This window comes from Vibrio sp. 1069 (assembly GCF_033340555.1).
In genome coordinates this window covers 165,794-188,152 of the sequence record NZ_JAWOWP010000005.1, presented here as the reverse complement: position 1 = coordinate 188,152, position 22,359 = coordinate 165,794, and the positions used below count along the sequence as shown (strand labels likewise).

Annotated in this window: 22 protein-coding genes; 5 read left to right on the top strand and 17 right to left on the bottom strand. The window is 45.6% G+C overall.

Annotation, left to right across the window (positions count from 1 at the left end):
* Positions 1–116 precede the first annotated feature (116 nt).
* From eat to R7040_RS10825, 3 genes are read right to left on the bottom strand one after another with little or no spacing between them, the layout of a single operon-like run.
* Complete coding sequence (gene eat / locus R7040_RS10835; protein ID WP_005373969.1) at positions 117–1,520, bottom strand: ethanolamine permease; 1,404 nt, start codon at positions 1,518–1,520, stop codon at positions 117–119.
* Positions 1,521–1,531: 11 nt separating this feature from the next.
* Positions 1,532–2,416: an ethanolamine ammonia-lyase subunit EutC gene (eutC, locus tag R7040_RS10830; RefSeq protein ID WP_064354513.1), complete on the bottom strand. Its 885-nt coding sequence runs from the start codon at positions 2,414–2,416 to the stop codon at positions 1,532–1,534.
* Positions 2,409–3,821, bottom strand: coding sequence for an ethanolamine ammonia-lyase subunit EutB (locus tag R7040_RS10825; RefSeq protein WP_053349343.1), 1,413 nt, complete (start codon positions 3,819–3,821; stop codon positions 2,409–2,411). The genes eutC and R7040_RS10825 overlap by 8 nt, the downstream gene beginning before the upstream one ends.
* Positions 3,822–4,005: 184 nt before the next feature.
* Here R7040_RS10825 and R7040_RS10820 point away from each other — a divergent pair, with 184 nt between their 5' ends.
* The gene (locus tag R7040_RS10820; protein ID WP_086047546.1) at positions 4,006–4,956 is read left to right on the top strand and encodes a helix-turn-helix domain-containing protein; all 951 of its coding nucleotides are present in this window, start codon (positions 4,006–4,008) and stop codon (positions 4,954–4,956) included.
* A 44-nt stretch (positions 4,957–5,000) separates the two neighbouring features.
* Here the strand turns inward: R7040_RS10820 and R7040_RS10815 are convergent, their stop codons facing one another.
* Positions 5,001–5,528: a TetR/AcrR family transcriptional regulator gene (locus R7040_RS10815; protein ID WP_005373975.1), complete on the bottom strand. Its 528-nt coding sequence runs from the start codon at positions 5,526–5,528 to the stop codon at positions 5,001–5,003.
* A 122-nt stretch (positions 5,529–5,650) separates the two neighbouring features.
* On the opposite strand from R7040_RS10815, the gene R7040_RS10810 reads away from it, so the two are divergent.
* Positions 5,651–5,872 carry a hypothetical protein gene (locus R7040_RS10810; RefSeq protein WP_017635120.1) on the top strand — a complete coding sequence of 74 codons (222 nt, stop codon included), beginning with the start codon at positions 5,651–5,653 and terminating at the stop codon, positions 5,870–5,872.
* Positions 5,873–5,970: 98 nt separating this feature from the next.
* On the opposite strand, the gene R7040_RS10805 is transcribed toward R7040_RS10810, so the two are convergent.
* Both R7040_RS10805 and R7040_RS10800 read right to left on the bottom strand, forming a co-directional pair.
* Positions 5,971–6,342 (bottom strand): VOC family protein, encoded by a 372-nt coding sequence (locus tag R7040_RS10805; RefSeq protein WP_318081313.1) that lies wholly within the window; start codon positions 6,340–6,342, stop codon positions 5,971–5,973.
* A gap of 59 nt (positions 6,343–6,401) precedes the next feature.
* Positions 6,402–7,292, bottom strand: a complete 891-nt coding sequence (locus R7040_RS10800) for a LysR family transcriptional regulator (protein WP_005388706.1) — start codon at positions 7,290–7,292, stop codon at positions 6,402–6,404.
* Positions 7,293–7,401: 109 nt separating this feature from the next.
* Between R7040_RS10800 and R7040_RS10795 the strand changes: the two genes are divergently transcribed.
* Positions 7,402–8,013, top strand: coding sequence for a LysE family translocator (locus R7040_RS10795; RefSeq protein WP_064354511.1), 612 nt, complete (start codon positions 7,402–7,404; stop codon positions 8,011–8,013).
* Positions 8,014–8,143: 130 nt separating this feature from the next.
* On the opposite strand, the gene R7040_RS10790 is transcribed toward R7040_RS10795, so the two are convergent.
* From R7040_RS10790 to R7040_RS10780, 3 genes are all read right to left on the bottom strand, one after another.
* A complete protein-coding gene (locus R7040_RS10790) occupies positions 8,144–8,353 on the bottom strand; it encodes a hypothetical protein (protein ID WP_005373984.1) in 210 nt (69 codons plus the stop codon).
* Positions 8,354–8,458: 105 nt separating this feature from the next.
* Positions 8,459–10,057: a chaperonin GroEL gene (gene groL, locus R7040_RS10785; RefSeq protein ID WP_053304624.1), complete on the bottom strand. Its 1,599-nt coding sequence runs from the start codon at positions 10,055–10,057 to the stop codon at positions 8,459–8,461.
* 33 nt (positions 10,058–10,090) lie between these two features.
* On the bottom strand, positions 10,091–10,381 hold the full coding sequence (locus R7040_RS10780; protein ID WP_005373989.1) for a co-chaperone GroES: 291 nt from the start codon (positions 10,379–10,381) through the stop codon (positions 10,091–10,093).
* Positions 10,382–10,648: 267 nt separating this feature from the next.
* On the opposite strand from R7040_RS10780, the gene R7040_RS10775 reads away from it, so the two are divergent.
* Positions 10,649–10,999: a rhodanese-like domain-containing protein gene (locus tag R7040_RS10775; protein ID WP_130546452.1), complete on the top strand. Its 351-nt coding sequence runs from the start codon at positions 10,649–10,651 to the stop codon at positions 10,997–10,999.
* Positions 11,000–11,095: 96 nt separating this feature from the next.
* On the opposite strand, the gene R7040_RS10770 is transcribed toward R7040_RS10775, so the two are convergent.
* From R7040_RS10770 to R7040_RS10755, 4 genes are all read right to left on the bottom strand, one after another.
* Entirely contained in the window at positions 11,096–11,494 is a 399-nt protein-coding gene (locus R7040_RS10770) for a GFA family protein (RefSeq protein WP_213967463.1), read from the bottom strand.
* A gap of 252 nt (positions 11,495–11,746) precedes the next feature.
* Positions 11,747–12,010, bottom strand: a complete 264-nt coding sequence (locus R7040_RS10765) for a DUF3012 domain-containing protein (protein WP_213967464.1) — start codon at positions 12,008–12,010, stop codon at positions 11,747–11,749.
* A gap of 194 nt (positions 12,011–12,204) precedes the next feature.
* Positions 12,205–13,224, bottom strand: a complete 1,020-nt coding sequence (gene fni / locus R7040_RS10760; protein WP_005373993.1) for a type 2 isopentenyl-diphosphate Delta-isomerase — start codon at positions 13,222–13,224, stop codon at positions 12,205–12,207.
* Positions 13,225–13,462: 238 nt separating this feature from the next.
* Positions 13,463–15,262 (bottom strand): cation:proton antiporter, encoded by a 1,800-nt coding sequence (locus tag R7040_RS10755; protein ID WP_213967465.1) that lies wholly within the window; start codon positions 15,260–15,262, stop codon positions 13,463–13,465.
* Between the two features lie 440 nt (positions 15,263–15,702).
* Between R7040_RS10755 and R7040_RS10750 the strand changes: the two genes are divergently transcribed.
* A complete protein-coding gene (locus tag R7040_RS10750) occupies positions 15,703–18,366 on the top strand; it encodes a DUF2339 domain-containing protein (protein WP_054576171.1) in 2,664 nt (887 codons plus the stop codon).
* Between the two features lie 88 nt (positions 18,367–18,454).
* Here the strand turns inward: R7040_RS10750 and R7040_RS10745 are convergent, their stop codons facing one another.
* From R7040_RS10745 to R7040_RS10730, 4 genes are read right to left on the bottom strand one after another with little or no spacing between them, the layout of a single operon-like run.
* On the bottom strand, positions 18,455–19,495 hold the full coding sequence (locus R7040_RS10745) for a flagellin (RefSeq protein ID WP_042523339.1): 1,041 nt from the start codon (positions 19,493–19,495) through the stop codon (positions 18,455–18,457).
* Between the two features lie 18 nt (positions 19,496–19,513).
* Positions 19,514–20,413, bottom strand: coding sequence for a flagellar hook-associated protein FlgL (gene flgL / locus R7040_RS10740; protein ID WP_005373998.1), 900 nt, complete (start codon positions 20,411–20,413; stop codon positions 19,514–19,516).
* Positions 20,414–20,426: 13 nt separating this feature from the next.
* Positions 20,427–21,800 (bottom strand): flagellar hook-associated protein FlgK, encoded by a 1,374-nt coding sequence (gene flgK / locus R7040_RS10735; protein WP_318081312.1) that lies wholly within the window; start codon positions 21,798–21,800, stop codon positions 20,427–20,429.
* Positions 21,801–22,349, bottom strand: coding sequence for a rod-binding protein (locus R7040_RS10730; protein ID WP_064354508.1), 549 nt, complete (start codon positions 22,347–22,349; stop codon positions 21,801–21,803). It abuts the gene before it with no gap.
* Between the last annotated feature and the right edge of the window lie 10 nt (positions 22,350–22,359).

Genomic DNA, 22,359 nt, shown 5'->3' with positions numbered 1-22,359 from the left:
ATGATTAACCGCTTATAAAGTTAAAGTGATGCATTTGTGCGCTATGCACTTTTGATAGAAATGACAAAGGGAGCCTATGGCTCCCTTAATATGCTGAATAAAAAGAATCAAAGTGACTATCGTACGACATCTGATTCAAGCTCTAGCTCTGCCACAGACAGCATGGCAAACTCTTCCTCGGCGGTTGCTGCCACCAATTTGTTGCGGCTGTATAACCCATAATAAACACCACCGATAAGAAACAATCCCATTGTCATGAAAAAGGCTGAGGGATCAAAAGCATAAACACCTGTCATTGCGATCAAAGAAAGCACCAGAGAAATACTCGAAGTAATTATCCCACCAGGCGTTTTATATGGACGAGTTAATTCCGGCTGTTTAATTCGCAATAAAATATGGCTCAAGGACATTAATGCGTACGATACAGTCGCACCGACAACAGCCATCGCCAAGATTAAGTCCCCCTCACCCGTAAGTGAAACCAAGAACCCAAAAACGCCCGGAACCAAAAGCGCACGAGAAGGCACTTTTTTGTCACTGGTTAATGACAAAGTTTGCGGTAAATAACCCGCGCGGGAAAGCGCAAACACCAAGCGACTGTAACCATAAATGATTGAAAAGAAAGAAGCGATAAGGCCAGCCAATCCAAGTAAGTTCACGGCCATTGCTACCGTTGAATTGCCCGTAAGCTTTAGGGCGTCAACTAATGGCACCGCGCTATCGCCTATGACCTTTGAGCCAACCGCACCAGCCAAAAGGACGACTACGAGAGTTGCGGTTAGCAATAAAAACAGCATCGCACCAATGATGCCTTTGGGAACATCTTTTGCCGGATTTTTTGCCTCCTCTGCCGCTAAAGGCACACCTTCAACCGCAAGAAACAACCACATTGCAAATGGCAACGCAGCCCATACGCCATACCACCCAAACGGCAAGATTTCTGTTGCCTGAGCCGTCGCCGGAGCAATATCGAATAAGTTATTAACGTCAAAGTGACCAATAAGCACAGCAGCAGTAATGAGAATAGCTAGCACAGCCAAACCGCTGATGACCATCATTACTTTGAGAGCTTCGCCAACCCCTGCCATATGAATAGCGATAAAGACGGCGTAGAAAAGTGCGTAAACAACAGGACCATCGATACCAACCAATTCATTCACTGCCGAGCCAATAAAAATCACTATCGCAGCAGGCGCGAGCGCATATTCAATCAAAACTGATAAGCCAGTGAAAAAGCCGCCTGTCGGCCCCATCGCCTGTCTTGCGAAGCTGTAACCACCACCCGCAGCAGGAATAGCCGCAGACATTTCAGCTAAAGACAATACTAGCGTGAAATACATTACTGCCATCGCGATAGCAGCAATAAGAAAGCCTCCCCATCCTGCTTGAGCGATGCCAAAGTTCCAACCGGCGAAGTCACCAGATATAACATACGAGACACCTAAGCCAGCAAGTAAAATCCAACCTGCGGTGCCTCTTTTTAGCTGCCTTTTGGCCAAGTACTCCTGATGTTTAGACATAGTAAATCCTTCTACTTTGATGAAATTAAAAAGTTGTCGCTGTGTTTATCTTCAACGCTTGCGCCACTTGGCTCATTGATATCTGAGCGATCTTTCAGATTCACTCCTGACAGTTGTAATTTTCGAGCTTCCTTGAGCAAGTAAAATGCGCGTTCACAGGCATCGTCATAGTTGAGCCCCTGAGGGCGCACATTGGAAATGCAGTTTCTTTGGGAATCTTTAGAGCCTCGTTTAGCCCCCCAAGTGAGATACATACCCATGCTATCCGGAGAAGTTAGACCGGGTCTCTCTCCAATTAAAACCAGCACGGCCTTGGCGTTAAAACATTCACCAACATCATCCCCTACCGCTACTCTTCCTTGCTTTACGATTGTGATAGGTGCGAATTTCCATTGATGTTCATCACCAGCGCTTAAAAGAGAAATCAATCGAGTAACAACAGGCACGGCATGGTTTTGAATTGCGACGGAAGAAAGTCCATCAGCAATAACAATCGCAAGATCAATGTCAGTGTTATGCTCATTTGCTATCGAGTTGAGCGTTTGCCAAGAAGATTCATCAAGCAGCCTTCCTAAATCGGGCCTTTGCAGGTACATAAGCCGGTCACTCACTTGACTGCTAACTATGACAGGAGGTTCTAAGGTATTTTCAAGAATCGAGTAAGAGTCCGATAAACCAGCAACGAGAGAGTCAACATTCAAACTGCAATGCACTGCATCCATAGCTTGGGCGTGATCCAGCTGAAATGAGAGTAACTCGTTGGTTGGTACACTGTTCCCGCTGCGACCCAGAGCGATCCGAGCAGAGGTGAAGTCGCGTAACTTGCCCCAAGGGTTATGTGTGACAACTTCAGACTCATCTTGTGGGGACTGAGCAATGGTGATTACTTTACCCATGAGAATACCCCTTATTCACTTGGTTAATTGCTCCCGAAAACGAGCGAGAGATTTGCTCACTTAACCGAACGTCTTGCACGCTCTCGAAAATCTGCATCTCCATTAACCATTGTTCAAACTCTGGTGCTGGCTTCAAACCGAGTACTTTTCTTGCGTAAAGGGCATCGTGAAATGAGGTAGTTTGATAGTTGAGCATGATGTCATCAGACCCTGGAATACCCATGATGAACGAGCACTCGGCCACACCTAATAGTGTCAGCAAGTTATCCATGTCATTCTGATCGGCATAGGCATGATTGGTGTAACAGATATCGCAACCCATAGGTAAACCAAGCAACTTCCCACAGAAATGATCTTCAAGCCCAGCACGAATGATCTGTTTGCCATCAAACAGATACTCAGGGCCAATAAACCCAACAACTGTATTAACCAACAAAGGATCGAACTGTTTCGCGACAGCATAAGCACGGGCTTCACAAGTCTGTTGATCGACCCCATGAAATGCATTCGCAGACAGCGCGGTACCTTGTCCGGTTTCAAAATACATCACATTGTTTCCTACGCTACCTCGATTCAAAGACAACGCGGCTTCATGGGCCTCTTTCAAAATCGACAAGTCGATTCCGAAGGTATCATTCGTCCCTTGCGTGCCACCTATCGACTGAAAAACGAGATCGACTGGTGCACCCATTTCAATGGCTTCGATCGTGTTCGTTACATGAGTTAACACACAAGACTGAGTCGGTATTTGATAGTGTTGAATCACCTCATCCATTAAGTTCATTAACTTGATAGCTTGAGGCACATTATCTGTTGCCGGATTGATACCGATAACCGCGTCGCCATTTCCGTACATCAGACCATCAAAAATGGTCGCTGCGATACCGTTGAGAGAATCAGTGGGATGATTCGGCTGTAAGCGAGTAGACAGGCGACTCGGCAAACCAATCGTATTCCGAAAAGCCGTGACAACTTGGCATTTTTTAGCAACGAGAATCAAATCCTGGTTGCGCATAATCTTACTGACTGCGGCCACCATTTCTGGTGTTAAACCTTGACGAATTTTAGCCAACGTTTCACCATCGGCTTCTTCACTCAGCAGCCAATTTCGAAAATCTCCGACCGTCAAGTGCTCAATCGGCTTAAAGGCTTCAAGGTCATGCGTATCGATAATTAGACGAGTGATATCGTCGCTTTCGTATGGAATAACCGCCTCGTTAAGAAACGTTTTAAGTGGTAACTCAGACAGCGCCATTTGTGCGACTACACGTTCTGCCGCTGACTGAGCACAAACCCCGGCTAACGCATCGCCTGAGCGCTCCGGTGTCGCTTTCGCCATCAAGTCAGCTAATGACTTAAAGGTATAGACTTTACTTCCTTGTTGCCGACGATAAGTTGCCGTCATTGCTCTTCCTCTTCACTATTTGGTTCGCTTTTTGCTGAACTATCAATAAGCTTTAAGAAAGTATTGCCAAATGTGTTCCGTAGCGTTATCAAAAACTGGCAACATTTATAAACCAATAATAAACAATGAGTTATGTAAATACTGCTCCAACATGACTCACAAAAAAGGAATGAGCATCACAAGGATGAGTAACCAAATACCCCAAACTGCACCAATGCTGTGCATCCATCACACTAAGGATGCAAACCAACAAGCTGCGAGTCTGATAAACTGGCAACAGGAATATGACCAACTCAGCGATGGTCGATTTTTAGGTCAAATTCGAGAACGACGATTTCCCAATTTCCATGTGTTTCGTGAAGACAGTAACCGCTCGCTAAGACAGCAATGCAGGGTTGAAGAGGGAGGTATTTGGTTGGGTTTGAGTGCGGAAAATAAGCCGCTACACCTAAATCACAGTCAGTTTAATTCAAGCCAACTTTTGCTTAGGCAAGGTGGCGCTGATTTTGAGTTAATGACACCGGAGCAGTTTTCTATCTATGGAATAGTGCTCGACAAAAACTTCGTTCACATCATAGAAAATCAACTTGAGCTTGGGAGTATCCAAAACAACACATTACACTTAACGGGTTTGACGGAAAAACACATTCAACAACTTAAATACTACTTAGGCACGTTACTTGGGTCCGCCGAGCCAAGATGGTCTGAAACCACACATCAAGCAATCTTAAAAGATATTGTGCTGGAGTTGTTCTCACTCAGTTCACTGCACACGAGCCATCCGATATCAATCTCTCATCGTCAACACGTGATGCACCGTATAAAACAACAGCTACAGGATCTAGACTACCGTACACCGATAACCGTCAGTGAACTGTGTGACGCAGTACACGTCAGTCGTCGCACACTACAGTACACCTTTGAACATTGCTGTAATACTTCCCCAAAGCAGTTCATACATCGAATGCGCCTGAATCAAGTACGTAGAGTGCTACAAAGCCCTGAAGATAATCGAACAATTGCAGAAATTGCTTTTGACTTTGGTTTTTTCCATCTCGGGCAGTTCAGTCAAAGCTACAAGCGGCTATTTAGTGAGACGCCAACTGAAACGAGAAAATGGGAGTCCAGCAAATAAAATGACAGGCAGTATATTCTTTCAGATCCTGCGTTGGTGCCATGTTATGCAGTCGCAATGATTTGCTGAAACTTAGCATGAAGCTCTTCAAGTGCCGCTTCAACATCCGGTTCTGCACGGCTCAAGTGCGAGATTAACGTCATAAAATAGCAGTCAAAAATCAGCGGTATTTTTCCCTCAAGGACGGAGCTTCCGTTTACAGATTGAAACAAAGCTTGGTTAAACGACTGATAATAATCCAAATCCCAAATCACTTCTTTCAACAAAGCTCGGCTCAGCTCAACGTTCGCAAAATAGTAGCGATAGTATTTCTCCGTCAGCGCCAAACCAATGTCGATATCGGTTTTACCTTCCACACTGACTAGCGTTTCTTGGCTGATCTGTTGCAGTTGCGCCAGCATCCCTTCGCGCAAAATCGACAGTTTAGTCGGGAAATGGCTAAACACTGTACCATCGGCTACTCCTGCTTCTCTCGCTATCTGCCTTGTGGTCGTCATGTCATAGCCATTTTGAGCAAAAGATGCCCATGCGGCTTTTAGAATTTTATCTCTGGTTTGTTGTCGCTTCGTCATTGATGTGTCTGCTTAATGAGCCTGAAAGGATCATACCTTGCGTGGTTGAGATTGACAAATTGAGCGCGCTCATTTATAAAATTGAGCATGCTCATTTTATATAAAAACAAAAGGAATCGCTCATGTACGTATTAAACAAACTAGGCCAAGGATTGATTTTCTTCCCGACCATCTTCTGCTTTTCGTATATTTTAAGACCGATATTAATGGTCATCCTTATTCCAGGAGGACTCGCACTTTTGGCGTTAATCGGTGGCGCAGAAGTCAGAGCGGAACTCAAAGCCATGCTGCTTGAGGAGTTTTTTGGCGTTAGCCCATCGCACACCACCTCGAAAAAGGCGTGAGTGCGCTACAAACGTTGGCAAGGCTAAGTAAAAAAGAAAACGCGCAGATATCGAGATCTCAATACCTGCGCGTAGATGCGGTGAAAATAAGACTGGCTTTAGTCAGTATTCATGTTCTGGCCAATTCGCCATAAAACGCCACTAGGGTCAAACAAACAACATTCGCGTATGCCCCAAGGTTGCTCGACTAGCTCTGTCAAACGCGAACCAAATTCCTCATGACCCACTTTGGATAAGTGCTGATGCCAACTTTCCGCGTCTTCTACGAGCAAGTGCATCATGAAGTTATTGCCGTGTTCTGACTCATAAAAATTCTGTAAAAGAAACGCGCAGCTACCTTGAGAGAAGTATGCTACATCACCGAAGTCCGACGCCATTTCAAAGCCAATCGCCTCATAAAAGCGTTTTGATAGCGCGTAATCTTTCGCCGGAACAAATGATTTGATTTCAACAATATTGAGGTTTTCCATTTCCAATTTCCTAAGCCTTTTTCCATAAAACTGACTGACGTAATCTCGCTCTATGCCTTCTATTCGCCTTGCGTGATCTGCTGTGATGACAGTGGCACACACTCTGCCATTTGCGTTTGTAACCACGTGATAAATTTATGTTCGAGTTCTGTACGCTTTTTATCTTGACTCAATAAAACGTAATTGCAACTTGATGGAGAAAACCCAAATGGTGCGACCAAATTACCACGCTTAATATCGTCCATGACAAAAGGATACGATCCCATTGCGACGCCTAAGCCATCCACTGCGGCTTGTATGCAAAAATAAAAATGCGCGAATGATTGCTGAGTGTTGCCGTTGAAAGTTTCACAACGTGTTGATTGCTGCCAATCCGCCCAAGCATTCGGTCTGGTTTGGCTATTCAACAATCGAGCTGCTTTCAAATTGTCTTTAATGGATTGCCAATACTCAGGAGAAAATACCGGCCCCACCCACTCTTCCACAAGAATGGTTTTGTCGTAATCGTGATGCTGCGCAAAATCGTCTCGACGAATCGCCATCGAAAGCCCAGTTGATCCTAATGTTACCGGGCCACCAGCCGTCGACAAACGAACATCAGCACGGTGTTCATCATTAAACGCGGCCAACCTTGGCATCAACCAGCGCATGGTTAATGTCGGTTCACAAGACACTTCAAGATGTTGATGCTTCTCTTGAATAAGCGTATTCACGCCTGTTTCTAGCGTTTGGAATGCCGTTTCTGTGTATGTCTTGAGTAATTCGCCTTCTGCCGTCAACACGACTTTCCTGCCCTCTTTGAAGAACAAAGGTTGAGACAGATATTGCTCAAGTTGCTTGATCTGCTTACTCACGGCTCCGTGGGTAATGTTCAGTTTGTCAGCCGCTTCAGTGTAGCTTGAAGAACTCGCCGCAACGTGGAAGACATAAAAAGATTTCAGGTGACGCATCTGTGAGTTTTTCTCACCAATATGGGAATGTTTTTCGATTATAGTCAGTAATAAAGACGCCTACAATTTCGCTACATCCCAGACTTCATCATTCAAACAGGAAATCGATATGGAATTTGTAACTCTTGCGTTATTAGGTGTGCTTATTGTCATTAGCCCTGGCGCAGACTTTGTTTTGGTATTAAGAAATAGCTTAAATCAAGGACGAAAAGCAGGCGTATACAGTGCGATTGGTATCAGCATGGCGATCAGCATCCACATCGCTTACTCCATGCTAGGGATCAGTTACTTAATTTCACAAAATGAATGGTTGTTTAATCTCGTGCGCTATCTTGGGGCCGCTTATCTTGTCTACCTTGGGATTAAAGGAATATTCTCCTCGCAGCCTGCGTCAAACTCAGAAACCATTCAACAGAGCGAGTATTCAATGTGGCGATTTTTCATGCAGGGATTTCTGTGTAATTTACTCAATCCCAAGACGATGCTGTTTTTTCTGAGTATTTTTAGCCAAGTGATTTCTCCCGACTCTAGTCAGCAACCCATCGCCTTGTTTTACGGGATTTATATGATTGCGCTGCATGGTATTTGGTTTTCTATCGTTGCTGTTTTATTCACGTCATCCCAGCTACAAGCTTTCTTGTTGAAGATTAAGCATCGACTCAATCAAGCATGTGGGGCGGGATTAATCATTTTCGGCGCAATGCTGGGCTTAAAGGTGTAGTGCGCTTGCGGTCCGATTACCCCAGTTCAAATTGATCATTGAACAAGTGGCAGTAATCAAATAAAAATCTACATTATCAATACTTTAAATTAGAAAAAACAGCCAACGTGCGCTGGCTGTTTCGATACAGTTAATGGATGACCCGAGCGTCCCCTTTAAATAACTGAGACAGATCGATAGTGAATATCGTCACTGTCGGACGTTTAGGCAGAGCATTTTCGATCGAAAACTCTGGCCCAGCTGGAACGAGGGGGAAGTGAATAGCAGTCGGCCACGTTGACGAAGCTTCATTACCGCCCGGCTCAGATATTGAGAAAGAAAACGCAGGTAAACGGGTCATAACACTTACCTCAAATGACTGATTAGCGGGCTCAAGCGAGCCCGCTTAGATTTTGCAATGTTATTGTTATTTTAACGCTTACTTAATCACTAACGGTTGATGACGTTAGATATCAAGTTCTTTGTCTTCAACGTGGTTGGTGATCATCGCTTCAGTGGTGATCATCAAGCCAGCAACAGACGCAGCGAATTGAAGCGCTGAGCGTGTTACTTTCGCAGGGTCCAAGATGCCCATTTCGATCATGTTGCCGTATTCACCTGTTGCAGCGTTGTAACCGTAATCGGAATCACCAGCTTTGACAGCGTTCGCCACAACAGAAGCTTCGTCACCTGCGTTAGTTGCGATTTGACGAAGAGGCTCTTCCATTGCACGTAGCGCAACTCGGATACCCACGTTTTGGTCATCATTGTCGCCTTTTAGATCCGCCAATTCTTTCGCGATCTTAGTTAGGGCAACACCACCACCAGCAACAATACCTTCTTCAACCGCTGCGCGAGTAGCGTGTAGTGCATCGTCCACGCGATCTTTCTTCTCTTTCATCTCAACTTCGGTTGCAGCGCCGATCTTGATCACCGCTACGCCGCCAGAAAGCTTCGCAACACGTTGTTGAAGCTTGTCTTTATCGTATTGAGAGGTGGTTGTTTCGATTTGTTTTTCAATCGAAGCCACACGATCAGCAATCGCGCTTGCTTCTGCTGCGCCACCCACAATGGTTGTTGTGTCTTTGGTGATGGTCACTTTCTTCGCACTACCTAGTTGCTCTAACGTTGCTTTTTCGAGCTCTAGGCCGATTTCTTCAGAGATGACCGTACCAGCAGTTAGTACCGCAATGTCTTCCATCATCGCTTTACGGTTGTCACCAAAGCCAGGCGCTTTCACCGCGGTCGCACGCACGATGCCGCGCATGTTGTTCACAACCAATGTCGCTAGCGCTTCACCTTCGATGTCTTCAGCAATGATCAATAGCGAGCGAGAAGATTTCGCCACTTCTTCTAGTACAGGCAATAGCTCGCGGATGCTGCTGACTTTTTTGTCCACCAATAGGATGTAAGGGTTGTCTAGCTCGACGCTGCCATTTTCTTGGTTAGTGATGAAGTATGGCGACAAGTAACCGCGGTCAAATTGCATACCTTCAACCACAGACAATTCGTTGTTTAGACCTTGGCCTTCTTCAACCGTAATCACGCCATTGCGACCCACTTTCTCCATCGCTTCTGCAATGATTTCACCGATCGCGCGATCGCTGTTTGCAGAAATGCTACCCACTTGGGTGATAGATTCTTTGTCGCTGCATGGCTTAGACATTTCACGTAGTTTCTCAACCGCCGCTTCAGTGGCTTTGTCGATACCACGTTTTAGGTCCATTGGGTTCATGCCAGAGGCTACCGCTTTAAGACCTTCATTGATGAAAGATTGCGCCAGTACGGTAGCGGTCGTTGTACCGTCCCCCGCTTCATCATTCGCTTTGGACGCCACTTGTTTCACCATTTGTGCGCCCATGTTTTCGAACTTATCTTTCAGTTCGATTTCTTTCGCTACAGACACGCCATCTTTGGTGATGGTTGGCGCGCCGTAAGATTTATCAAGCACAACGTTGCGGCCTTTCGGGCCTAGTGTCACTTTTACTGCGTCCGCCAGTAAGTTCACACCTTTCAGCATTTTTTGACGTGCGTCATTAGCAAATAATACGTCTTTTGCAGCCATGGTTATCTCCTCAAAAAACTACTACAAAAATAATTACTCAACGATTGCTAACACATCAGATTCGGACAGAATTAAGTATTCTGCGCCGTCAATTTTCTCGGTTTTCACGCCGTAACCGTCATTGAAAATGATTTGGTCGCCCACTTTGACTTCCATCGCAGCGCGTTCGCCATTTTCAAGACGTTTACCTAAACCAACAGCAATGACTTTCCCGCGGTTTGATTTTTTCACCGACTGAGAAGTTAAAACGATTCCCCCTTCAGATTTATTTTCCACCTCTTGTCTTTCAACAATTAGCTTGTCATTTAAAGGACGAATTTTCATTTTTAAGTGCCTCCTACTTGGAACCAAAAATAAAAGACAAAATAAACATCAAGATGGATTTGCGAGTCGACAGCTCGCTTTCGATGAAAATAATAAGGTCGAAAAATGAGAGTTCAAGAGGTGAATTTGATAAAAATTTTTTATTAAATTAAATAAAATTTTCTATCGAATTATCTCATTCACAACCACTTAGCATCTCTTTATGATGGAAAATGTGCTCAATCAAATCTAGAGTGGTTACGTACTCTTAAAAAGGATGATCAAACAATGAAAAAGGCCGTATCTCTATTTCTTGCAACGTTGTGCGTGGGCTTCCTCTCACCCAACGTGTCGGCTTCTGAACGCGCTGAACAAGGGTGGCAATTGATTGACAAGGGCGCGATGATTGTCGATGTGCGCACGCCGCAAGAGTTTTCTGAAGGGCATTTGGATAATGCCGTCAACTTCCCTTTATCTGAACTTGATAAACATTTTCAAGACGTCGATAAAGATCAAGCTATCGTGTTGTACTGTCGCAGTGGTAACCGCTCTGGCAAAGCGTATCAATACTTACAATCACAAGGCTTTACGAATCTGCACAATGCAGGTGGCTTAGAAGAACTACAAGACGCCAAATAGTCGTCTCCGTTCTAATATACAAAGTAAAAGCACAGAGCGTGTCGCAAGCGTATTGTAACGCGCTCTGTTTCTAAATACTTATCTACAACAACTCTACTATCTGGGCCCTGCATCAAATTGAGTCAGGTTATCCGATATCTCGAGCCATGGCGCTTTCGACGCGACAAAAATATGGAAATCAGGCTTGTGAGAAGGTGTGTCATCCAAGATACCAAGGCGAATATTGACGATCCCATTGTTCTTTTTCGAATACAGGCTCGATCCGCAGTGGCGACAAAAGCATAGCATGGTATTTTCGCTTTTCTGATAAGTTTGAATATCTTCTTTCCCTTGGATAATAAGCAGTTTATCCAACGCAATACCACCGGCAGATGAATAGTCAGAACCTGTGAACTTGCGGCATTCAGAGCAATGGCAATTTCCCATGTACTTAAATTCATCTGCCACTTCCAACTTTACCTTGCCGCACAGACATGAGCCTTTTAGTACTTCCATTTGAATTCCTTTTTGTTATGAATCTAATTGAATTAGATGGCTATCTCGACACCATGCCACTGCAATACGAAAAATTAAAGACAGGCAATACAGGTTTTCAAAAATGAAACGAAAATGTAAAACATTCCATTCAGAGGGAAGTGCGCTCGACACGTGAAAAATCGAGCTATTTTAGATACAAAAACACCAAGCTATAACGCTTGGTGCTTCCCTCACAGAATGTCGCCTCAGAAAAGGCGCTTTCCGCTGTGCTTAAAAAATGCAGTGTTTAGTAAAGCTGCTCGCTTCATTTGCAGTCCAGTCACCTTTCGGCTTATCTTTCAGGTTTTGACACCATTGCTCGCTGCCGACACCATCTTGCAGAACACAATGCTTTGCAAAGTCTACCGCGTTGTCTGCTGTCCATTCTGTTTTTGGCTTATCGCGCATGTCGTTACACCAGCCTTCAGTGCCCACTTCATCACTACAAGCGGTCAAAGCAGAAGCCGCCAACATCAGCATGACTAGTTTTTTCATAAATTTAAGGTTCCAGTTGCAAACAATAGTAAAATTAAACTCAATCTCTTCAACACGTGCCCATTCAAGTGTCTGAATAAAGGCGTCACTAGCTGAAGTGACTTTTGTATCAACTATAACGAAATTATCAGTCTACGTGTTAAGACATCGAAAAATTATTGAGCGACTCTGTGTAAAGCGCGCCATTCTAAAAGCTATAGGCAGCGCGCTTTTGTTAGCTCACCAACCTTAAAAGAGCCAGTACCAAAGCACGTTAAACGCAGCTCTAATGCCATTTGTTCAAAGTGATCGACGACAGACTGCGTGCTGATCGTCGCAGCTTTTAATACCGCACCAGCTTGCCCAATGAGATTAGCCCCCAAATGAATGGCTTTCGCCGCTTCAAGTCCGTTATGAACACCTCCCGAGGCGATCAAGGGTAATGTAGGATGCAGTGCGCGGATTTGAGCCAAACATGTTGCTGTAGGGACACCCCAATCGCGGAAAAGCTCGGCTGCACGCTGCATTTTCGGATTATCTTGGCAATACCCTTCAACCGCACTCCAGCTTGTGCCACCCGCGCCCGCAACGTCAATTGCATCCACACCAGCATCAATTAATCGCTGCGCAACGTGTCCGCTAATACCAAAACCGACTTCTTTGATAATGATAGGAACCTTCACGCGAGATTTAAGCATCTCAATTGCCTGGAAAACACCAACCCAATTGTGGTCGCCATTTTTCTGAAACGCTTCCTGCATTGGATTAACGTGCACAAACAAGGCATCGGCTTGAATCGCCTCAACCGCACGTTGCGCATTATCGAGTTTACCTTTATCGAGCAATTGAGCGGCTCCAAGGTTGGAATACAACGGTACTTCTTTCGCCAACTCACGAATGGTTTTACCCAAGCCCGAATGCTGACTTTCTTCTAAGCTAATCCGTTGCGAGCCCACACCCATGGCAATACCTAATTCACTTGCTGCTTCAGCTAAACGACAATTGATCGTTTCTGCGTCTTTTGCTCCGCCAGTCATCGAGCTAATCAAAAACGGTAGCGCTAATTGATGACCAAGAAACTCTGTCGATAAATCGATCGCGTGAAAGTCACATTCTGGCAGCGCACAGTGTTCAAACTCGACAGACTCAAAACCCGCCGTTTTATGCTTCATGCTCATATCATGATGTAAAACAGCATCTAGGTGTAAATCTTTTCGGTTAGTTTGCGGAGCCATAATGTCACCCTAAAGTAAAACAGTCGCGCAGTATTGCGATCCTTATCAGTAACGTCAATGCGAATTTTGTGAATTTGCCGGATTACTTTTCCGAAACGAGTAATGAATCTCGACTGCCCCTGACATTATAAGAAAAGAAACTCGCTTTCCGTTTTAAACAAGCCGGCAAGTTTCTCTTCAAATTGAGATAATCAGCGTACGATACCCATGATGAAAATGGATCACATTGCTCTGTAGTTTACTTTACGCTGTCCGACAGAATTAGCGACACAACAGTGCTTGTCGTCGTTGGTTCAAACTGTTCGGGATCATCACAGAATTGAATTTTTCCTTTTTCTTCTACATGGAACAGCGGTACAACTGAACTACCTTTGTGATGCGATAAATAATCTTGATACGTGAAGTTATCGCTCAATTTCGTGTGTTTAACCTCTGCACCACGACTTAACATACTGGCTAGCTGGGTATAGCTTACATTGCCGCCCATCAGCAATTTACCATGGTACTCCTGAGCCACGGAGTGCTTCTCGCTGCCATTGCCGTTGGTTTTCACTTTTTGTAAGCAGTGAACTTTATCTTCCCCAAACTCGTCGACGAATTGCATGCAAGCCATAATGTTGAAATGCTGATCGGGCGTTAATGCAACCACTTGTCCAACTCCTATCAAGTTCAAGTTGTCGTCCGCGTGACTAGAAATAGGGTTGCCGTAATAGTAATCCAACCCCAACATACGAACCTGACTGATGTACTCCCAGTTTGAGTCAGTCATTAATACGCGGCGGTCATAACGCGCCAGCGCCTGCCCTATTTCTCTTGCTACTCGGTTAGCACCAATCAACAAGAAGCCGCGTGGTGCTGGCTCTGCAACGCCCAACGTCAGCGCTACAGGACGTGCCGTCGCACTTTGTAACACGACCGTTCCTATAATCACCATGAAGGTCATAGGGACCAGTAAAATCGCTTCATCAATGCCGTATTCGGTCAATTTGATCGCGAAAAGAGACGAAATCGAAGCAGCAACAATACCGCGCGGTGCAACCCAAGACAAAAACAGCTTATCTTTAAGACGCAAGTTGCTGCGGAAGGTTGAAAGAAAAATCGATAACGGACGCGACACTAACTGCATAAATACAAACAACAATAACGCACCGCTACCTAGCGCAGCAAAATCATCCAGACTGATTCGAGCCGCAAGGAAGATGAACAATCCGGTGATCAGTAAAATGGTTAAATGCTCTTTAAAGTGCAGAATTTGCTGAATATTGATGTCTTTAGCGTTTGCGAGCCACATACCCATTACGGTGACGGTTAGTAACCCAGCTTCAGACTCAATGTGGTTAGAGACCGAAAATACACCTAGAACCACCATCAAAACCGCAAATGGCTGCAAATATTCCGGTAGCCAAGAGCGACGCATGATCGTCGCAACTGCATAGCCTGAGGCCGCACCTAGCATGACACCGACAGCAATGATCGTCCCAAACACTTCGACGCTATTTATCGCGCTGTGAGATACGATAAACTCGTAAACCATCACAACAAAAAGCGCACCGAGCGGGTCAATCAAAATCCCTTCCCATCGCAAAATGTTAGCAAGCGTACTGTTAGGTCTTACGGTTCGTAGAAGTGGCACGATGACCGTCGGCCCTGTTACTACGGTTAAGCTGCCGAACAACATGGCAAGCTCCCAAGTAAAGCCGAGGAAATAGTGTGTTGCGATACTGGTCGCCGCCCACGAAATGATCGCCCCGATGGAAACAATGCTCCATACCGAACCACTCACGCCACGAATTTCTTTAAAATTTAAGGTCAAACTGCCTTCAAATAAAATCACTGCCACCGCCAAAGAGACCAACGGAAAGAGCAAATTACCTAATATCTCATCAGGATTTAACCACTGCATAAATGGCCCGACGATCAGCCCTGCCAACAACAAAAATAAAATCGCTGGCAAACGCAATCGCCAAGCTAACCATTGGCAACCTAAACCAATAACCCCAACCGCTGACAGCACCAGCGCTTCATTACCCACTTGCATCAATAATTACCTGTTTTTGTCTTTTTTCGCGTGAATGCGCTATACCCGAATACATTCAGCCTTACGGTCAAATAGAAACAACCGAACGTGCAAATCAAACGACTGACCTTCGATGACATCGCTACGAAACGCACATGTTTGAAGTCCTTTGGCGATCGCATCAGAACTATGAATATAGTTGACCCCCAATGACTTAACGACTCATTTTTGTTCATCAGGTCTTAAAGTGGCACACAAGTGTGCGACTTTGTCGAATTCATCATTACGCATTGAGTTTCATTATGTAGAATGATTTCTGAAGAAAGCGCGGAACCTAGCACTATATGAGGCTAAGGCATAGAGCATGAACTAAGCTTTAGCGTAAGTGCTCAAAGTTAAGAATCGTGGGTCACGCGACGTACGCAAGGAGAAATGGATTGTACGTAATACTAGCACTGTTCATGGCGTGTCTCGCCATCCTCATCGGAGTGAAAGCCGCCAACCGAGCTGCACTTTTAGAAAAAGAACTAACCAAACTTCGTGAGGAAGTCACATCACTACGAGCCAGTGTCCATGGGGGCTCAAACCCACAAGCGCACCAACAATCCAGCATCGAAAAAGACACACCATCTGTAGCGACGTCACCTCACATAGAATCACCACAGAAAAATGTCTCATCCTCTGGGGAACATGATCCAGCTGCCAACCTAGACTTGGACCAGAGCGCTGCGAATCAAGGGTACGCCCAGACAAGAGAAGTGCAACTGGATGTTTTTAGTCAAGAAAATGAGTCATTCCTTCAGAGTAAAGTTCAGAGCCTGCTTAGCAACATTCAAGAAAATTGGTTGGTTTGGGTAGGCGCATTGGCCATGCTGATCGGTGGAGGTTATCTCGTACAGGTGATTGGTAGTCACATCCAGTTTTCGCCATTTATGCGAGTGTCCTTTGCCTTTGTGATCTCATTACTTATGGTGCTTGTTGGCGAGTGGTTTCACCGTAAAGAACAACAGAATCCGCAACGGGCAGCACGAGCCCAAGGCTTTACGTATGTTCCTGCTGCTGTTACCGGTACGGGATTAACGGGCATTTACTGCACCGTCATTTTTGCCTTTGTGGTTTATCAAATGCTAACGCCGAGTATCTCGTTGATCATCTTGGCTTCAGCGGCATTTTTCAGTTTAGCATTATCATTGCGACAAGGGCCGTTAATGGCCGTGCTTGGCTTAATTGGTGGCTACACAGCACCACTGTGGATTGGGGGTAATGAACCCAACTACTTTTTGTTAGCCGGATACATCTGCGCAATTTCGTTCGCGGCGACCTTATTGATGCAAAAAGTGCGTAGGTCATGGATTACGCCAAGTATCGCGATTCCACATGTCATTTGGATGTTGCTGTTGATTGAGAGTACACCAACAGAACTGTTGTTCTCGTGGCTCGCGATTTATCTCTCCATCACTTTGTATCTCATTTTCGCGGTTCCGAGAATGGGTTGGATGCTCAATCCTCGCTTTCGTCACTATCAAAGCAAGTGGACAAACTCGCCGACCGCTACCGCTCTCGCAACTGCTTTATTGACCTTTTCTGCCGTCACCAGAATGCCGGATCTGAACACTCTACAAATGGCGTACTGTTATACGCTGCTTGTTGCGATCATCTGGCTACCAGCACTTCGTACAGGCTGGTCATTACGTGTATTTTTGCCATCCATTCTCGTCTCAGCAACCGCGCTGATTGTTCTTACCATCGCTTTTAATGCGCTGTATATGTTAGAGCGAGAAGCTAGCATCCTATTCGCATTGGCGGTGAGTATTGCGCTGATCTGCTATCGAACATATTGCCAATCACTTAGTGACCGTTCGCAACTCAGTGGGCTGCTTCTGCTGGTACTGGCTCCCGCGATGAGCTTAATTACGTTGTTTTATATTGACGAATTTATGCAAGGCTACCTGTGGTATTGGACTGCATTCTGCGCATTGATGGCCACTTACTACGTTGTGCTTGGTCAGCGTGCACGTTCGTTGGCATTAGAATGCTCTGCCGTTATGCATGCTTTAATCGTAGGTATCGCTTTTGTTTGGTTGAGTGATACTTGGTTAACAACAGCAATCTCAATACAAGTTGCGATAATGGCCTTACAGGCTCAAGTCGGGTTATTTCGACCTGCGAGTTGGGCGATTAAAGTGGCAATGGGAATACTGGTTATCCGACTCACGCTGCTACCTTTCATACCCGAATGGCAACCGGTAGAAGCTGGGCATTGGGCTTGGGTTCTGGTGAGTTATCTGCCTTCTCTCTTCATCTTGTCTTATGCTCGTTCAACACTAAAACAAGTGGACCGAGAACTGACCAACTGGTTTGAAGGGGCGTTTTTACATGTATTCTTAATGGCATTGTTCACCCAAACTAACTACTGGTTAACGGGGCAATATGGTTACTTGGGGAACATCGACTTCACAAGTGCGGCAGTCTTTGCCAATCAAGCATTAGTTATGGGTTTGGTATACAGCTACCGCAGCCAATTTGCGCAACGCTTAAGCCGTATCTACGAAATCTATAGTTACTTGCTTTGGTGCGCGTTCGCTATATTGATTATTTTGCTTAATACGGCAGAATCGCCGTTGGTGACTGATAACGTCTCGGCACAAGCACTTCCCATCTTTAACATGCTGAGTATCGGCTGGCTGTTACCAGCTTGCATCCTGCTTATCGCAACCTTTAAACGCTGGAATACGTTGCAAGTTCATCGATTTGCGATTGCTAGTCTAGGCTTTTTACTTGCAGCCATTTGGTTGGGGATGTCTATCCGTCAATTCTGGCAAACCACATCGATGATGCTGTATCAGCCAACCAGCATGGCAGAGTTGTTCAGTTATTCAGTGGCTGGCTTGCTCGTAGGTGGATTGCTGACTTGGCGCGGCGTGACCCAACAGGGGCTGATGATGCAGCGTGTCGGTCTAGTGGTCCTTGCCGGTGTCGCACTGAAAGTATTCTTATGGGATGTGAGCTCTCTGGATGGGTTCTGGCGAGCAATAAGCTTCTTAGGCTTAGGTGCATCTTTGATAGCACTTGGATGGCTATTCCAGAAATTGAATCGTTCGGTGGCAAAAGCACTCGAGCCCTAGACGAGTCAAAGAGAGATTCCCGACAGTGCGCTGTTTTCGTTATTGGGGGACGATAACAGTGTAAAGCCGGGAATCATTGGAGTGTTCGTTACTTCAGTAAAGCGACCACGGTATGACGACGCACGTTTGCTTGCGCATTCAATGCCTGAAAAGTCGAAGTAAACTCGCCAGACTTTTGCATGAATCCATCCAGTTTTGCATTCACCTCATTGACTGAAAGCTGTGCGGTTTTGGTTTGGATAGAACGCATTTGAGTATTCAGTTCACCATGAAAAGCTTTCGCCTCCTGCAAGCTCGTTTGAACTTGTTTCAGATGCTGATTTACTTTGGCAATCGTCTGCTTGATGCCGTCGCGTGAGCCTAAATCAAACCCGAGCTCCGCAATACCATCTGGCTCAGACTTTAAGTTCAAAACGTTAGGCTGCCCCGCAGGGAATCGGTGCCCTTCCCCCGTTACCATCACCTTTTGCTGCATTTGTTGATAAGCGTTGTCTCTGGCTTCAAATAAAATGCTGCCATCATCGGCTAATGAGGCTCGCATTCCTAACGCAATCAAGCTGCGATCCAGCATTTTGACCGTTCGCTCACCGTCTGATTGTCCATCAAACTGAATCATCACCGCTTGACCTTGAGGAAAATCCAAACGGATTTGCTCGGCCTTGTCGCTTAAGCGATGAACATTCAAACCTGGAATAGAAAAGCGACGAATGTCCGCTTTATCCAGTTTTAAGTGCAGTTCGTTATTTAGGACTTTCTGGCCATCGAAACGTGCTTGCTCAACGACTTTTTGGATGGTGGCTTTAGAGCGAACCAATGTATCCTGCAAACTAGGAACATTTTGTACGCCTTGATTCACAGCTTGCGTCAAACCACGTTTAATTTGCGTGAGCTCTTTGCCAATCACCTGCAGCGATTTGGACGCGATCTGAACCGCCGTGGCTTGCTGCTGACCCTGCGTAAGCTGAATACCAGATACAGAGTAGGCTGACGCAGTGTCAGCCTGAATTTGCGCCGGGCGCGGTTTAATTGCCGTACTTGAGTCTGCAGAACGGGTCGGCATGATAGAGGCTTGTTCTTGTCCACCTAAGCGTATGCTATGGGGTCTAACCTCTACTGTACTCATTACCATAAAAAGAACTTCCTAACCTTATAAACGGTCAAACAGCGACAAACCATCGATCTTCACATAGCTTGCTTGCGTTGCTTGCAAAGCGGCCATGTAATTACTCAATCGTACCGACGCTTCACCATAGTCCAGAGCAGAGAGGTCTCCAGATACTTTGTCAACGAACAGCTTGTTTTCACTGTGCGCGCCACCAACAAGATCTAAGTTGTTGTGTCGACCACCAATCTCAGTCATGGTCCCTAGTACGTTTGAAAAAGTATCGTCGATAGCGCTGATACTCGCCTCAACTTCAGCTCTGAAGTTGGCGGTAGGGCTCTCAAACTCTTTGATCAGCGCATCAATTTGGTTAAGCACGTTATGGCCTCCCCCAAGGTCCAATATTTCTTTTGCAGTCATATTGGAATCCATCGTGACACCTTTAGCAATTGTTACTACGCGCTTGTCACTATTACCTTCAATTACGTAGCTGCCGCTCGCTTTACTTACAGCCGCAGTATCCGTTTTAGTACCAGAGAAAAGGTAGTGCCCTTCTTCATCCTGCGCGTTAAAAGACGACTCAATAGAGTCACGGTAACTCTTAAGCTCTGTAATCATACCGCCACGACTTTCGTCAGTAAGAGAGCCGTTCGCACCCCAAAGCGCGATGTCTCGCATGCTTTTTAAGCTTTCTTTGATCGAATCTAAATGGGTTTCTTGACTCGATAGCGTCGTTTTTACGTTTTCAATGTTGTTTTTGTACTGAGCAATCGCACTGGTTTCTCGGTCTAAGTTAAGCAACTTGATCGAAGCCATTGGATCGTCAGACAGCTTGGTCAAGCGCTTGCCAGTAGACATCTGTTGCAGAGCTTCGCCTAATCCCGCGCTATTGCTCTGCAAGCTGTGCAACATCATTTGACTAAATTGATTGTCACTAATTCGCATCTAAACTTTCCTCTTAGAATAACTGCAGAATAGAATCGAGCAGTTGATTTGCTGTGCTGATCACTTTCATGTTGGCATTGTGCGCATTAGCAAACATCATTAGGTTAGCCGCTTCTTCATCGCTGTTTACGGAACTAACATTATCGCGAGCTGCGTGCGCTTGCTTGTTCATGGCTAACTTCGCTTGATAATCAGCATTAGCTTGGCGTGCTTTAATTGCGGTTTGACCCACCATTGAACTAAAGGCATCGTTCAAGCTTACTGAGCCGTAACCTGATACCGCCACTGGCTTGTTGCTTAACTCGATCAATGATTGCAACGCATCTGCGTTACCAGGTGTTCCATCACTTGAGAACGCAAGCTCATCTGGAGTTAGCTTGGTAATATCCAAACTGGCTGCAGGGTTTGCTGGGTCATAGCTGAACAAAGGTTTACCTGGGTTGCCATTTAAGTCTTTGCCAGTCGCAAGCACGGCGTTGTATTCATCCGCGAGAGCTTTCGCCATGTCATTCAGAGCCAGTTGGTTTGGTTTCAACACTTCGGTTTGATAGTCATTAATCGCACCTAATTTGCCACCAAGCGAGTCACCAATCGCAAAGCTTTGATTCGAGAACGTGACGTGTAAGTCCGCCAAGTAAGGATCACTCGGGTCAGGAATGGCTTCCAGTTTGCCATGGTCCGTACCCATCACAAGCGGTTGACCAGAGGTTAGTGTGACCTGAACACTGCCGTCATGCTGCTGTGTTGTTTTGATTTCAATGGTTTGAGATAACTCACCGATTAACCTATCTCGTTCATCCATTAACTGTGATGGGTTACCACCTGTACCTTGCATCTCTACCAGTTGCTTGTTCACCTTCGCGATATTTTCCATAAGGCTATTCGCGTGGTTAAGCGCTGCATTACGTTGGTCGCTCATGTCTTTATGTTGATTGTATAAAGACTCGGTAAGCGTATTAAAACGGCGGGCCAAAGCTTCAGATTCGTTAATGATCTGCTGGCGGTAGGGTATGGATTCTGGCTTAACGGTCGCATCGTTAAGCGCGGCGTTTAGTGAGTCCAAGCCAGCCGATATACTGAAACCATCGGCACCAAGCGTATTCTCCAGCTGACTCATGTTACTGGTGTATCCAGATGCGTATGCCGCCATACTGTTAGTCGACCACGTTTGCTTAATCAGAAATTGATCAGTAACGCGGCGAATGCTAGTGACTTCTACCCCTAAACCTGGACTTAAGCGATTGGCTTTACCATCATCGACAGACGCTATCAACGCTTGTTGACGACTGTAACCCACGGTATTCACGTTTGCCACGTTTTGCGCGGTTACGTCTAGGGCCACACGGTTCGCGCCTAAACCTGAAAGGGCAATATTAACTAGGTTCATTTACAGCTCCATTTTTCTGATCAACGGCTGAGAAAACGCGGTAGTCATACCGGCCTCACCGAATACCTGTTTAACAGAGGCGACGCCTTGAGAAGCGGTATTAAATAGGCTTGAATTCTTCTCCACCTCTTTAGAATCTACTTGTGAGATAGATTCAGAATTCGAAGCTTTACCATCGTTAGCGGATGAGATGTTGCGCGCAGCATCGAAAGCAACCTCACGCATAGACGGGCTCAGCTGCTGGATGAGCATATTGGCAATGCCTGAGCTCTGTTTCTTTGCTAGTTCCATCGCCAGCTGACCGTCATACATATCACGGAATACCCCTTGTTGCTGACTGGCGAACGGGCTGTCTTTATCAGCAAGAGCATCACTACTGCTGCGCATTTGGCGTAACACCATTTGTAGGAACATTGCCTCAAATTGACCTGCGACGACTTCAAGTGCGCCTTCTTGATCACGACTATGCTTGATGTTAGCCAATGCACTATTGTCGTGATAAAGCATCGAATTTAACTGAGTTTGTTCATTGGTACTGTCTAGCTTCATCCTTAACTCC